The sequence below is a fragment of the Aeromonas sp. QDB63 genome, assembly GCF_027707425.1.
In the GTDB taxonomy this organism is placed as follows: domain Bacteria; phylum Pseudomonadota; class Gammaproteobacteria; order Enterobacterales; family Aeromonadaceae; genus Aeromonas; species Aeromonas caviae.
Map to the genome: position 1 here is coordinate 19706 of NZ_JAPCIS010000003.1, position 12820 is coordinate 32525.

General features: G+C 59.5%; 11 protein-coding genes and 1 tRNA gene. 3 read left to right on the plus strand and 9 right to left on the minus strand.

Translation table 11 applies throughout. The annotated features are described in order from the left end of the window. Window positions 1-102: 102 nt before the first annotated feature. Together PG879_RS02845 and PG879_RS02850 are read left to right on the plus strand one after the other, a co-directional pair. Window positions 103-2679 carry an alpha amylase C-terminal domain-containing protein gene (locus PG879_RS02845; RefSeq protein ID WP_270829696.1) on the plus strand — a complete coding sequence of 859 codons (2577 nt, stop codon included), beginning with the start codon at window positions 103-105 and terminating at the stop codon, window positions 2677-2679. 147 nt (window positions 2680-2826) lie between these two features. Next, window positions 2827-3297 carry a tetratricopeptide repeat protein gene (locus PG879_RS02850; RefSeq protein ID WP_270829697.1) on the plus strand — a complete coding sequence of 157 codons (471 nt, stop codon included), beginning with the start codon at window positions 2827-2829 and terminating at the stop codon, window positions 3295-3297. Window positions 3298-3344: 47 nt separating this feature from the next. Here the strand turns inward: PG879_RS02850 and PG879_RS02855 are convergent. The 5 genes from PG879_RS02855 to rpsU all read right to left on the minus strand — a co-directional run bounded on the left by PG879_RS02855 (window position 3345) and on the right by rpsU (window position 8246). Then, a tRNA-Ile gene (locus PG879_RS02855) sits at window positions 3345-3421 on the minus strand. 194 nt (window positions 3422-3615) lie between these two features. Next, on the minus strand, window positions 3616-5511 hold the full coding sequence (rpoD, locus tag PG879_RS02860; protein WP_263639565.1) for an RNA polymerase sigma factor RpoD: 1896 nt from the start codon (window positions 5509-5511) through the stop codon (window positions 3616-3618). A 183-nt stretch (window positions 5512-5694) separates the two neighbouring features. Then, entirely contained in the window at window positions 5695-7482 is a 1788-nt protein-coding gene (gene dnaG, locus PG879_RS02865) for a DNA primase (protein ID WP_041211070.1), read from the minus strand. A gap of 89 nt (window positions 7483-7571) precedes the next feature. Then, the gene (locus PG879_RS02870; RefSeq protein WP_043155944.1) at window positions 7572-8015 is read right to left on the minus strand and encodes a GatB/YqeY domain-containing protein; all 444 of its coding nucleotides are present in this window, start codon (window positions 8013-8015) and stop codon (window positions 7572-7574) included. A 15-nt stretch (window positions 8016-8030) separates the two neighbouring features. Next, a complete protein-coding gene (gene rpsU, locus PG879_RS02875) occupies window positions 8031-8246 on the minus strand; it encodes a 30S ribosomal protein S21 (protein ID WP_005309452.1) in 216 nt (71 codons plus the stop codon). A 179-nt stretch (window positions 8247-8425) separates the two neighbouring features. Between rpsU and tsaD the strand changes: the two genes are divergently transcribed. Further along, complete coding sequence (gene tsaD / locus PG879_RS02880) at window positions 8426-9439, plus strand: tRNA (adenosine(37)-N6)-threonylcarbamoyltransferase complex transferase subunit TsaD (protein WP_043155946.1); 1014 nt, start codon at window positions 8426-8428, stop codon at window positions 9437-9439. A gap of 73 nt (window positions 9440-9512) precedes the next feature. Here the strand turns inward: tsaD and rpoS are convergent, their stop codons facing one another. The 4 genes from rpoS to PG879_RS02900 are packed head-to-tail and all read right to left on the minus strand — an operon-like array spanning window position 9513 to window position 12818. After that, complete coding sequence (gene rpoS, locus PG879_RS02885; protein ID WP_010675620.1) at window positions 9513-10496, minus strand: RNA polymerase sigma factor RpoS; 984 nt, start codon at window positions 10494-10496, stop codon at window positions 9513-9515. Window positions 10497-10542: 46 nt separating this feature from the next. Continuing rightward, the gene (locus tag PG879_RS02890; RefSeq protein WP_270829698.1) at window positions 10543-11613 is read right to left on the minus strand and encodes a LysM peptidoglycan-binding domain-containing protein; all 1071 of its coding nucleotides are present in this window, start codon (window positions 11611-11613) and stop codon (window positions 10543-10545) included. A 9-nt stretch (window positions 11614-11622) separates the two neighbouring features. Beyond that, window positions 11623-12204: a YqaA family protein gene (locus PG879_RS02895; protein WP_202041527.1), complete on the minus strand. Its 582-nt coding sequence runs from the start codon at window positions 12202-12204 to the stop codon at window positions 11623-11625. Further along, window positions 12201-12818 carry a protein-L-isoaspartate(D-aspartate) O-methyltransferase gene (locus PG879_RS02900; RefSeq protein ID WP_010675623.1) on the minus strand — a complete coding sequence of 206 codons (618 nt, stop codon included), beginning with the start codon at window positions 12816-12818 and terminating at the stop codon, window positions 12201-12203. Before PG879_RS02900 ends, PG879_RS02895 begins: the two co-directional genes overlap by 4 nt. Between the last annotated feature and the right edge of the window lie 2 nt (window positions 12819-12820).

Consider the following 12820-nt stretch of genomic DNA (forward strand, 5'->3'; position numbering starts at 1 on the left):
ACGTCGATTTCATGAATGCTACGGAGCTGAACGAGGTTGTTTGTTGTCCGTTCGACTACACGACAGTGATACGTCAATAACAAGATCGAAGGGAAAATCGTCATGCACAACACACTGTTTCGAACCGCCCTGCTGGCGGCGGCACTCGGCTCTTTCAGCCACACTGCCAGCGCCGAAGGGGTCATGGTTCACCTGTTCCAATGGAAGTTCAACGACATCGCCAACGAGTGCGAGACCGTGCTCGGGCCCAAGGGGTTCGGTGGCGTCCAGATCACCCCACCCGCCGAGCACAAGCAGGGCAGCCAGGTCTGGTGGACCGTCTATCAACCGGTCAGCTTCAAGAATTTCAACAGCTTCGGCGGTAGCGAGGCAGAGCTCAGGAGCATGATCGCCCGCTGCAACGCGGCCGGGGTCAAGGTCTATGCCGACGCCGTCTTCAACCAGCTGGCATCGGGTTCCGGCACCGCCACCGGCGGCGGCAGCTACAACTCGGGGCAATACCAATATCCCCAGTTCGGCTACAACGACTTCCACCACAGCGGCGACATCACCAACTACGGCGACAGCAACAACGTCTGGAACGGCGCCCTCTACGGCATGCCGGACCTCAATACCGGCTCATCCTACGTCCAGGATCAGATCGCCACCTACATGAAGACCCTGCTCGGCTGGGGCGTGGCGGGCTTTCGCATCGATGCGGCCAAGCACATGGCGCCGGCCGATGTGAAGGCCATCCTCGACAAGGCGGGCAGCCCCAGGGCCTACCTGGAGGTGATCGGCGCAGGCGGGGAGTCCCCCGACATTCAGCCGGGCCGCTACACCTATATCGACACCGTCACCGACTTCAAATACGGCACCGATCTCGCCGCCAACTTCAACGGCCAGATCAAGAACCTCAAGACCCTGGGCGAGAGCTGGGGCCTGCTCCCCTCCAACAAGGCCTTCGTCTTCGTGGTCAACCACGACCGCGAACGCGGCCACGGCGGTGGCGGCATGCTCACCTTCATGAGCGGTGCCCGCTACGATCTGGCCAACACCTTCATGATGGCCTGGCCCTATGGCTGGAAGCAGGTGATGTCGGGCTATCGCTTTGAAAACATGGGCACCTATGAAACCGACAAGGGGGCGCCGGGCAGCACGCCCTGCACGGACAGCCAGTGGAACTGCGAACAGCGCCGACCGACCATCATGAACATGGCCCTGTTCCACAACCGGACCGAAGGCCAGCCCGTCAGCAACTGGTGGGACAACGGCAACAATCAGATAGCCTTCAGCCGCGGTGACAAGGGCTTCGTCGCCATCAACAACGAGAGCGGCAGCCTGGTGGCCTCGGTGCAGACCGGCCTGCCGGCCGGCGAGTACTGCAACCTCCTGGGGGGCAATGACTACTGCAGCGGCGGCTATGTCACCGTCGATGGCAGCGGCAAGGCCAGCCTGAACGTCCCCGGCATGAAGGCGGCCGCCATCATCGCCGGTTGCACCAAGGCCAGCCCCTGCGGCGGTTCCGTCCTGCCGGGCAACAAGTTCAGCAGCATGAACCTGCGCGGCACCCACAACGCCTGGGGCAACACCCCCATGACCGTCGATGCCAACCGTGTCTGGTCCGCCACCCTCACCCTGACCGGCAACGGTGACGCCACCGGTGCCCAGCGCTTCAAGTTCGACGTCTTCGGCAACTGGGCCGAGAACTACGGCGACAACGAAGGGGATGGCATCGCCGACAAGGGCAGCAGCAAGGATATCCTGGTCAGCGGGGCGGGCACCTACCGCATCACCCTGAGCGAGAGCGATCTGCGCTACACGGTCACCCCCCTCACCAGCAACCAGGCACCGGTCGCCGCCCTCTCTCCCAAAACCCTCAGCGTCAAGGCGGGCGAGAGCGTGGTGTTCGACGCCTCCGCTTCCAGCGATGATGGCGGTGTGGTGAGCTACAGCTGGTCCAGCGGGGGCACCGCCGCCACGGAGACGGTCCGGTTCGATACCCCGGGTACCCATACCGTGACGGTCACCGTGACCGATGCGGAAGGGTTGACCGCCAGTGCCAGCGCCACCGTGACCGTCACCGACGACAACGGCACCTACGCCAGCGTATTGCCCACCCTGAACTTCCGCGGCACCCCCAATGCCTGGGGATCCCTTGCCATGACGCTGATCGCCGACAATCAGTGGGAAGCCCTGGTCACCTTCGACGGTCAGACCAACCAGCGCTTCAAATTCGACGTCAAGGGGGACTGGACCCAGAACTACGGCGACACCAACAAGGACGGCGTGGCCGAACTGACCGGCAGTGACATCCTCACCCCGGTCATCGGCCAGTACCGGGTACGTTTCAACGATCAGACCCTGCAATACAGCCTGACTCCGGTGAGCGTCACCTATGCCAAGAATGTCGCCAGCCTCAACATTCGCGGCACCACCAACAACTGGGGCACCACCCCCATGTCCCTGGTCGGGGATCACCTCTGGCAGGCCAGCGTCACCTTCACCGGCAGCGGTGATAGGAACGGCAGCCAGCGCTTCAAGTTCGACGTCAAGGGGGACTGGACCCAGAACTACGGCGACACCAACAAGGATGGCGTGGCCGAGCTGGCCGGGGCAGACATCACCACGGCAGTGGTCGGTGCCTATGTGGTGCGCTTCAACGACCAGACCCTGGCCTACAGCCTGAGCTCCCAGTAAGGCTGGACACACGCCAGGGCGATTGCGCCCCGGCGCCGAGCCAGGCCTCCCGCCATCGGCGGGAGGCCTTTTTCATGGCTCCATGACCCGTTCCCCGCCAGCCTGTCGGCAGGCATACTGATCCTTCATCCCCATGCAGGAGCGCATATGAAACAGCTGAACACCCTCAAGGCCGAGGGACGGCTCCAGGAAGCCCGTCAGCACGGTCTGCTGCAACTCATCGAGCACCCAACCCACGCCGAGCTGCATTACGAAGTGGCCGGACTGCACGACATGCTGGGGCGAGAGGCCGAGGCCATTCCCCTCTATCAGAAGGCCGTGTCGCTGGGGCTTGGCGAGTCGTCGCTGCGCGGAGCCCTGCTTGGACTTGGCAGCTCCTATCGCACCACGGGCCGTCATGCCGAGGCGCTGGCCACCTTTGACGAGGCCCTGTCCCGCTTCCCCGATGCCGTGGAGTTCAAGGTGTTTCGCGCCATGACCTGCTACAACCTGGGGCGCAGCAAGGAGGGGATGGAGACGCTGCTGGGGATCCTCGCGACCACCACCACGGATCCCGCCCTGCTTCCCTACCGGCGCGCGATGGCACTCTATGCCGAGGATCTGGACAGACACTGGTAAGCGCCAGAAACGACAAAGCCGCTCAAAAGAGCGGCTTTGTCTGAAAATGGTGGCCCCTGGGGGACTTGAACCCACGACCAATCGATTATGAGTCGACTGCTCTGACCAACTGAGCTAAGGGGCCATTGATGCTGGTTAGCGGCGTGGATTATAGGGGATGGCGGATACCCCGTCCATAGTCAGATCAACCACTTGGCGAGATTTCATCCATATTCAAGCGGTTCCATGACCCCTCTTCACGCCCATGCCACCACGGATAAAACAAAGCCCCGCATGGCGGGGCTTTTTGTTGCTATGTCAGGCTGACAAAACCCGGGACTACTCGTCCAGGAAGCTGCGCAGCACTTCCGAGCGGCTCGGATGGCGCAGTTTGCGCAAGGCCTTGGCTTCGATCTGACGGATACGCTCACGGGTGACGTCGAACTGCTTGCCCACTTCCTCGAGGGTGTGGTCGGTGTTCATGTCGATACCGAAGCGCATGCGCAGTACCTTGGCTTCCCGTGCGGTCAGCCCGGCCAGCACTTCGCGGGTCGCGTTGCGCAGGCTCTCGCTGGTGGCCGCATCCGCTGGCAGAGCCAGGGTGGTATCTTCGATGAAGTCGCCCAAGTGGGAGTCTTCGTCATCACCGATGGGCGTCTCCATGGAGATGGGCTCCTTGGCGATTTTCAGTACCTTGCGGATCTTGTCTTCCGGCATGCCCATGCGCATGGCCAGCTCTTCCGGGTTCGGTTCACGACCCATCTCCTGCAGCATCTGGCGGGAGATACGGTTGAGCTTGTTGATGGTCTCGATCATGTGCACCGGGATACGGATGGTACGGGCCTGATCCGCGATGGAGCGGGTAATGGCCTGACGGATCCACCAGGTGGCATAGGTCGAGAACTTGTAGCCGCGACGATATTCGAACTTGTCGACCGCCTTCATCAGACCGATGTTGCCCTCCTGGATCAGATCCAGGAACTGCAGACCGCGGTTGGTGTACTTCTTGGCGATGGAGATAACCAGACGCAGGTTGGCCTCGACCATCTCTTTCTTGGCACGGCGGGCTTTGGCCTCACCAATGCTCATGCGGCGGTTGATGTCCTTGATCTGGGCGATGGACAGACCGGTCTCTTCTTCGATCTGCTGCAGCTTGCCGATGGAACGCAGTACTTCTTCGTCCATCTCGAGCAGGCGGGGAGACCACGCCTTGCCAGCCTGCTTCTGGTATTCGAACCAGGCAGTTTCGCACTCGTTGTTGGTGAAGGCCGCGACGAAGGTCTTCTTCGGCATCTTGGCCTGCTCAACGCAGAGCTTCATGATGATGCGTTCCTGCACGCGGACACGCTCCATCATCTCCCGCATGTTGTTGACCAGGCGATCGAACTGCTTGGGCATCAGGCGGAATTGACGGAAGACATCGGCCAGCTGGGCGATGGCATTCTGGGTGTCGTCGTGGGCACGGCCATTCTGCTGAATGGAGAGACGAGTCACCTCGTACTGGGCACGCAGTTCGCCGAATTTCTCGCGAGCGACTTCCGGATCCGGGCCACCGTCGCCGTCATCGTCGGAGTTGTCACCGTCTTCGTCTTCGTCCTCATCTTCGTCTTCGTCTTCGTCGGCGAGGTCGTCCTCGCTGAGCTCGGAGCCGATATGAGTGGCGGTCGGCGCCACGTCATCCACTTCGTTCGGATCGATGAAGCCGGATATGATGTCGGACAGGCGAAGCTGCTCGGCTTCGTACTTGTCGTACTGTTCGAGCAGATAGGTGATGGCTTCAGGGTACTCGGCGACGGAGCTTTGTACCTGGTTGATACCGTCTTCGATCCGCTTGGCGATGTCGATCTCGCCTTCGCGGGTCAGCAGTTCGACGGTACCCATTTCCCGCATGTACATGCGGACGGGATCGGTCGTGCGACCAATCTCAGATTCAACAGATGCCAGAGCCTGGGCCGCTGCTTCGGCAGCGTCCTCATCGGCGGTACCACCTTCAGCCATGATAAGGTCATCAGCATCCGGAGCGTTTTCAACCACTTGAATGCCCATATCGTTGATCATCTGAATGATGTCTTCGATCTGGTCTGAATCGACAATGTCTTGCGGGAGGTGATCGTTCACCTCGGCATAGGTCAGGTAGCCCTGTTCTTTACCTTTGGCAACGAGGAGTTTAAGCTGAGACTGCGGGGTTTGCTCCATAGAACTCATCCGGTTGGTGTTGCTAGGTTGCGCGTACAGTGCGCTGCTGCGCAAATAGCCAATTCTAATAGAAAACCGCCAGACATGCTATGTCTGGTTGCGGCGTCGGTCATGAGAAACCCCTGCCCGCAGTGTTGTCGGGGCCAGGTGGTTATAAAGTGTTTGCTTTCAATCCCGTCGATTCGGGCAACGCTATTCATATTGGGACTGCTCACTCAAATATCAAGCCCCACTCTCATTTCTTTTCTCAATCTGCACCTCTCTGATCAGCATCATCAGCTCCTGAGTTTCCTCAGAGCTTAGCCCTTCCTGCGCCACCTTGGCCTGCAATTCTTCGATCCGTTGCTTCAGGAAAAGGTTGATGAAACCGACAAAGGTATCCTGTAATTCTCCCAGAATATCGGGCTCCTGGTCGAGCTTTACCTCTTCAAACAGGTCATGCATCGCCAGCTGGGCAAGTATTTCTCCCTCTTTTGTGCCGCGCCAATGCTCCAGCAGGATACCCGTTGTCACTCCCGGCTGGGTCAGGATCTGCTGGTGCAACTGCAGCAGGAAAGGGATCCCCTGCAGGCGCAGCCCGGCCAACTCGGGCATGGCCGGCAGCTCGGCGGTGATCGCCGGATACTGCACCATCAGGGCCAGAGCCCTGCGGATCGGCGTCAGTTTGGTCGCCTTGGGTTTGTTGACTTCCACCTTGGGCTGGCTGCTGCGGGCAAACAGCTCGGCAATCCGCTGCTTGTTTTCTCCCCAACGCATCATGCTGGAAAGTCGGGTAATCAACCCCTCGCGAGTGAAACCTTCCGGTACCCGACGAATCAGCTCGGCGGCCTTGTTGGCCACTTCAAACTTGCCTGCCTCACCGGAAAGAGCCGCATCGCGCCCGAGGCGTTCGAACATGAAATCCGCAAACGACTGGGCCTTGTCGAGTAACGCTTCGAACCCCTCCTTGCCGATCTGGCGTACCAGCGAGTCGGGATCCTCGCCATCCGGCAAAAAGACGAACTTGAGTTCACGGCCGTCCTGCAGGTGGGAGAGCGCGTTATCCAGCGCACGCCAGGCCGCTTCCCGACCGGCGTTGTCGCCGTCGTAGCAACAGACCACCTCTGCCGTGGTACGGAACAGGGTGTGGATGTGATCGCTGGTGGTCGCAGTCCCCAGTGCCGCCACCGCATAGTCGATGTCGTACTGGCCGAGCGCCACCACATCCATGTAGCCTTCCACCACCAGGATCCGGCGCGGATCCTTGTGTGCCTGCTTGACCTCATAAAGGCCGAACAGCTCTCGCCCCTTGTGGAAGATGGGGGTTTCGGGGGAGTTCAAGTACTTGGGCGTACCATCTCCCAGCACTCGACCACCGAAGCCGATGACCCGGCCGCGTTTGTCCCGGATCGGAAACATGATGCGATCGCGGAAACGATCGTAGCTGCCCGGGCCGCTGTCACGGGGGATCAGCATACCGCCCGAAATCAGCAGTTGTTCGTGATCCCGACTGGCGCCAAAGCGGCGACGCACCTGATCCCAGTCCCCAGGGGCATAACCGATGTTGAAGCGCTTGACCACCTCGCCAGTCAGGCCCCGGCCTTTCAGATACTCCACCGCCTGAGGCGCGTTCTTGAGATTGCTCTCGTAGAAGCGCGCAATCTGGTTCATCAGCTCGAACAGATCCTTGCTGACGGCTGGTTGGCTATGGCTTGATCCACCCGCCGTTTGCTCACGGGGGACCTGCATGCCGTGCAGGCTTGCCAGCTCTTCGATGGCATCGGGGAATTCCAGGCCGTCGTACTCCATGACAAAGCCGATGGCATTGCCGTGGGCACCACAACCGAAACAGTGATAGAACTGCTTCTCCTGGCTGACGGTAAAGGAGGGGCTTTTTTCGTTATGAAAAGGGCAGCAAGCCTGGTAGTTCTTACCAGCTTTCTTCAACCGCACACGGGAGTCGATCAACTCGACTATGTCTGTGCGTACGAGCAGATCATCGATAAAGGATTGCGGGATCCTGCCAGCCATAACCGTCCTGTTTCATTGCATAGGAAATAAAAAAGCCGCGCATTCCAATGGGAAGCACGGCTTCTTCGACCAAACAAGAGAGTTGCCTGTTACGCCAAGCGGGTTTTCACCTGAGCACTGACGGCGCCGACATCGGCACGCCCCTGAATTTTTGGCTTCAAGACAGCCATGACTTTACCCATGTCAGCCATGACGGCAGCACCACTTTCAGTGATGGCTTGCTCGATCAGGGCGGCAATTTCGTCTGCGGTCAGCTGTTGTGGCAGGAACTCCTGCAGCACAACGATCTCGGCGGACTCTTTGTCGGCGAGATCCTGGCGACCGGCAGCTTCAAACTGACTGATGGAATCGCGACGCTGTTTGACCATTTTGGTCACGACGGCGAGGATCTCTTCATCATTGAGCTCGACACGGGTATCGACTTCACGCTGCTTGATTTCTGACATCAACAAGCGGATAGCACCCAACCGAGGCTTGTCTTTGGCAAGCATGGCGAGCTTTTGCTGATCCTTGAGTTGATCCTTCAGAGACACGGCATGATCCCTTGATTAGTACAGGCGGATACGACGTGCGTTTTCGCGGGACAGCTTCTTGGCGTGACGCTTGACAGCGGACGCTTTGGCGCGCTTGCGAATGGTAGTCGGCTTCTCGTAGAACTCACGGCTACGAACTTCGGACAGGATACCGGCCTTTTCGCAAGAACGCTTGAAGCGACGCAGAGCAACGTCAAACGGCTCATTTTCACGGACTTTGATTACTGGCATGTGCCTTTCACCTCAGTGATAAATTGTTAGCTGACCTTCAATCGATCAGCATGTCTTAAAATGGTGCGAAATTATACTCTGGACAGGGAATGAAAGTAAACCCGCAGAGATCGCTCTGGTTTAAAAAACCCGCGAAGGTTACCATAGCCGTCTCATTTTAGCAGTGAAATTTTTTAGCAATGCGTGTATTGGGCATAGAGACATCCTGTGACGAAACCGGGATCGCGATCTTCGATGATCAAAAAGGGATCCTTTCCCACCAGTTGTACAGCCAGGTCAAGCTGCATGCGGACTACGGCGGCGTCGTTCCCGAGCTCGCCAGCCGGGACCATGTACGCAAGACGATCCCCTTGATCCAGGCCGCCTTGAAAGAGGCCGGGCTTGGCAAGGATGACATCGATGGCATCGCCTATACCGCGGGGCCAGGTCTCGTTGGTGCCATCCTGGTCGGGGCTACCATAGGCCGCTCGTTGGCGATGGCCTGGGACAAGCCGGCCATCGCCGTACATCACATGGAAGGCCACCTGCTGGCCCCCATGCTGGAAGAGAAGGCCCCCGAGTTCCCCTTCGTGGCGCTCTTGGTTTCCGGCGGCCACTCCATGCTGGTCCGGGTCGACGGTATCGGCAGCTATCAGCTGCTGGGCGAATCGATCGACGATGCCGCCGGTGAGGCGTTCGACAAGACCGCCAAGCTGATGGGTTTGGACTACCCCGGTGGTCCGCTGCTCTCCCGGCTGGCAGAAAAGGGCACCACTGGACGCTTTACCTTCCCGCGTCCCATGACCGACCGTCCCGGGCTCGACATGAGCTTCTCCGGCCTCAAGACCTTTGCCGCCAATACCATAGCAGCCAATGGCGACGACGAGCAGACCCGTGCCGACATCGCCCGGGCGTTTGAGGATGCGGTGGTCGACACCCTGGCCATCAAGTGCCGCCGTGCCCTGAAAGAGACCGGTCTCAATCGTCTGGTCGTGGCAGGCGGCGTCAGTGCCAACCGTCATCTGCGCGCCCAGCTGGCCGAGCTGATGGAGAACCTCAAAGGTGAAGTCTTCTACCCGCGCACCGAATACTGCACCGACAACGGCGCCATGATCGCCTATGCCGGCATGCAACGCCTGAAGGCGGGAGTCTTCGAACCCCTCGTCGTCAAGGCCGTGCCGCGCTGGCCGCTGGACACTCTGGATCCGGTGTGATCCTGACGATCCACGACAAAAAGAAAGGGGCCTGCGGCCCCTTTTTCATCTTGATGACGGTATTCATACCCGTTTAGTTGGTGCGGAACAGCGCCTCAATGGACAGCCCCTGCCCCAGCAGAATTTCCCGCAGACGGCGCAACCCTTCCACCTGGATCTGGCGCACCCGCTCGCGGGTCAAACCAATCTCGGCGCCCACGTCTTCCAGGGTGGCCGGTTCATAGCCGAGCAGACCGAAACGGCGGGCCAGCACTTCGCGCTGCTTGGGATTCAGCTCCTCCAGCCAGTGCACTATGCTGCTGCGCATGTCATCTTCCTGGGACTCCAGCTCGGGCCCCATTCCGCGCTCGTCGGAAAGCACATCCAGCAACGCCTTGTCGCGATCGCCACCAATGGGAGTATCCACCGAGGTGATCTTCTCGTTGAGCTTGAGCATGCGATTCACATCGTCCACAGAGCGATCCAGTGCAGAGGCGATATCCTCGGCAGTCGGCTCATGGTCGAGACGATGGGAAAGCTCGCGCGCAGTGCGCAGATAGACGTTCAGCTCCTTGACCACATGAATGGGCAGACGAATGGTACGGGTCTGGTTCATGATGGCCCGCTCTATGGTCTGGCGGATCCACCAGGTGGCATAGGTGGAGAAACGGAAGCCTCGCTCGGGGTCAAACTTCTCGACCGCGCGAATAAGACCGAGGTTGCCCTCTTCGATGAGATCCAGCAGCACCAGGCCGCGGTTGTTGTAGCGTCGGGCAATCTTGACCACCAGGCGCAGGTTGGATTCAATCATGCGCTTGCGCGCCGCTTTGTCGCCACGCAGGGCACGGCGGGCGTAGTAGACTTCCTCTTCGGCCGTGAGCAAGGGGGAGAAGCCTATCTCCCCCAGATAGAGCTGGGTGGCGTCCATTACCTTGTTCAGCTCTGGCGCCATCAGTTCATCGGAAATGGTCTCTTCGGCTTCGGCCGCCACTTCCTGAACCTCTTCTTCCTCCTGAACCTCCAGCTCCTCGTCGAACTCTAACTCTGCATCCTGCATTACCAGTTGTTCTTGGCTCATGATATCTCTCCCTGACCTACACCAGAGTAAGACTCAGCTCTCTGAGTTAACGCTTTGGCAAATAGCCCATCGGGTTGATCGACTTGCCTTTGTACCGGATTTCAAAGTGCAAGCGCACATCCGGCGCATCCGTGCTACCCATATTGGCGATAACCGCCCCGCCCTTCACGGTGTCTCCCTCCTTGACCCTCAACTCATCGTTGTGAGCGTAGGCGGAGAGGTAGTCATCGTTGTGCTTGAGAATTATCAGCTTGCCATACCCTCGCAGTGCACTGCCCGCATAGACCACTTTGCCGCTGCTCGCAGCGTAAATGGGTTGGCCCTTCTGGCCGGAAATGTCGATGCCCTTGTTGCCTTGTTCCGCAACGGAGAAGCCTTCAACGATCCGCCCTTTGGCCGGCCAATGCCAGGAGAGTGTTGACGAGGAACTGACGGTTTTTTGTTCTTTCGCCTGAGCGTATGCTGTTGACGAGGCAGGAGCAATCGTTTTCTGAGCAATAAATGGTGTGGTCGTACCTGCCGGAGCCGTGGCCAGGGGTTTGGGCCCCGTGCTGGTCACCACCGGTGTGGTTGCTGCCACCATCTGACCACCCGAGGAACCCGCGCCCCCCACATTGAGCACCTGGCCCACGTGCAATGCATAAGGAGCCTGGAGGTTGTTGCGCTGGGCCAAGGCCTGGTTGGAGAGACCGAACTGGCGACCGATGCTGCTCAAAGTATCGCCACGGCGCACCTCGTAACTGCCAGACCCCGTCACGCTGCCACGACTGACAGGGCTGCCGACGGTTGCCACCGCCATGGGGGCGGAAGCGCCATCGAGCCTGAGCTGCTGGCCGGGATAAATGTTATAGGGGGGAGTGATGCCATTGATGCTGATAAGCGAAGCCACATCCATGCCAGAACGAAATGCAATGGAGTAGAGAGTGTCTCCTTTGACCACGGTGTACCCGTTGCCTGCAATGCCGGGCTTGGTCATACCTTGACGCACGGGGATGGTCGAAGCGACCTGATCATTGCCTAGGCTGTGCACCGGAGCCGCAGTCTTGCTGGAGGAACAGGCAAGCAGCAGCCATGACAACACGACGACACCGCTACCTTGCCAAACACGCGAACACATAGTGGATCCTTAACGACTAAACCAGAAATAGGCCGCAACGGCCAAACCAATACAGAGCCAGCCCAGCACATCCACATAGTGCATCAGCTTGCGCTCCATCTTCTCGCCGCCCCAGCGCATCAGACCTGCAACCAGGAAGAAGCGCATGCCACGACCGATCAGCGAGGTCAGGATGAAAGGCAACAGTGCCATGTGAAGCAAGCCAGCCGTGACGGTAAACACCTTGTAGGGGATCGGCGTGAAGCTGGCAATAAAAATAACCCAGATGCCCCACTGCGCGAACCACTGCTCGGCCAGGGCAATCTTGTCCTCATAGCCAACCGAGGTCACCAGCGGCTGCACCACAGGCTCCCACAGGGCATAGCCGAGCAGATAACCAAACAGGGCGCCCAACACCGAAAAGAGGGTGGCCAGCGCGGCATAGTGCCAGGCGCGATGAGGTTTGCCGAGCGCCATGGGCGCCAGCATCACATCCACCGGGATGGGCCAGAAGATGGATTCAATAAAGGCGGTGATGGCCAGATACCAGGGGGCATACTTGTAGCGTGCCCACTGCATCACCAGAACATAAAGGCGGGAAAACAACTTCACTCGACATCTCCGTCAATCAGGGGAACGAAACGTACCGGCTCCAGGATCCGGCTGGTGAGCTGGGAGCCCGATCGCTCGATGAGCTGCAGGGTCTGCTGACCATCACCCACCGGCAACACCAGACGACCACCGTCAGCCAGCTGATCGGTCAGGGCCTTGGGGACCTCACTGGCCGCCGCCGTCACCAGAATGGCGTCGAAAGGGCCCTTGTTGGGCCAACCTAGCCACCCATTGCCGTGCTTGGCCGACACATTGTGCAGATCGAGCTGGCGCAATCTGCGCCGGGCCTGAAACTGCAGCGACTTGATCCGCTCCATGGTGTAGACATGCTCCACCAGATGGGCCAGTACCGCCGTCTGGTAGCCCGATCCCGTCCCGATCTCCAGCACATGGGCCGGATCGTTCTGGATCAGCAGCTCGGTCATGCGCGCCACGATGTAAGGCTGGGAGATGGTCTGCCCATGGCCGATGGGCAGGGCCGTATTGTCCCAGGCTTTGTGGGCCATGGCTTCATCCACGAACAGCTGGCGCGGCACCTTCGCAATCGCCGCCAATACGCGGAAATCGCGGACATCCTGGGCAATCAGTTGATTCAACAGGCGCTGTACTATCACAA